The 1,132-nt window shown below is 69.5% G+C and carries 1 protein-coding gene; it reads right to left on the bottom strand.

Going from position 1 to position 1,132, the window contains the following annotated elements; all coding sequences use genetic code 11:
* Nucleotides 1-41: 41 nt before the first annotated feature.
* Nucleotides 42-884, bottom strand: coding sequence for a class I SAM-dependent methyltransferase (locus AC5LUJ_RS21310; protein ID WP_250290747.1), 843 nt, complete (start codon nucleotides 882-884; stop codon nucleotides 42-44).
* Nucleotides 885-1,132 lie beyond the last annotated feature (248 nt).

The raw sequence follows: 1,132 nt of genomic DNA, 5'->3' as shown, positions 1-1,132 counted from the left end.
TTGGCCGGCGTGGCACCGTCTGGCCAGTTTTGGCTGGCGGCTCAGTCGGCCTGTGCTGTGTCGCTGGGTGGGAGGGCGGTGACGAGCCGCAGGGAGCCATGGAATTCGGGCTGGTGTCGTAACGCACCGTAGTGGCGATCCCAGGTGCCTGACTCGAGGTCGTGGCGCAGTCGGGCGACCGCGCGTTCGGCGATGTCGGCGTCGACGAAGCCCCACACGGACTGGGAGCGGCGCACCGCCGGGTCGAGGAACGCCTCCGGGCGGGCGTAGTACGCCTCGGTGAACCCGTCCACGCAGTCGATCGGCACCGGGACCGGGGTCACCGTGCTCGCGCCGCCGAGGACGGCACGGATGTGCCCGATGGCCGGGTAGCGTGGCCGGTCGGCCGCGATGAGCTGCGGAATGTAGTCAGCCAGCCAGAACTGGTCGAGGGTGTCGCCGTCGAAGGTGAGCACGACGACCGGTCCGCGGCTGACCCGGCGCATCTCCCGCAGCCCGCGGTCGGGGTCGGCCCACTGGTGGACCGTCACGGTGGCCATGGCCGCGTCGACGCTGCCGTCGTCGAACGGCAGTTCCTCGGCGGTCGCGTCGATCGCGGGGGCAAGGTGACGCGGCCGTTGGGAGCGCATCGCCGCGGACGGCTCGACCGCGACGACGTGGCGGTCAGCCGGTTCGTAGGAGCCCGCGCCGGCGCCCACGTTGAGCACGGTCCGGGCATCGCCGAGCGCAGCATGGATCAGGGCCGCGATACGCGGATCGGTACGGCGCCGCCGAGCGTAGCCGTCACCGTGCGCCTCATAGTCAAAATCCCCTGCACCCCCCGCAGCCCGAGTACTCCCACCAGAATCTCCCGCCACGTCGCCCCCACCCACGAGCCCGATCACACATCCTGACCTGATCAGGATATTGAGATCGAGGGAGCAGCCACTCACGCACGTGCTGTCATGATCCCTTTTCCCTCGCCGGTCAAGGAGTGGCGGGAAAAGGAAGCCTGGGGAAAGGGAGGGGGCTGCGCCGGCGTCGGCTTCGGCTTCGACGCCTCGAGACCGAGGCGGTCACAGTAACGAGAGAGCAAGTGGCTGCTACAGCAGCCACTTACATACTCGTTACCCGGCGCGGGCGGGACATCGGG

The organism is Protofrankia sp. CiP1_Cm_nod3 (genome assembly GCF_982290655.1).
The sequence above is the reverse complement of the archived record's forward strand: the minus strand, read 5'-3'. Positions and strand labels throughout refer to the sequence as shown.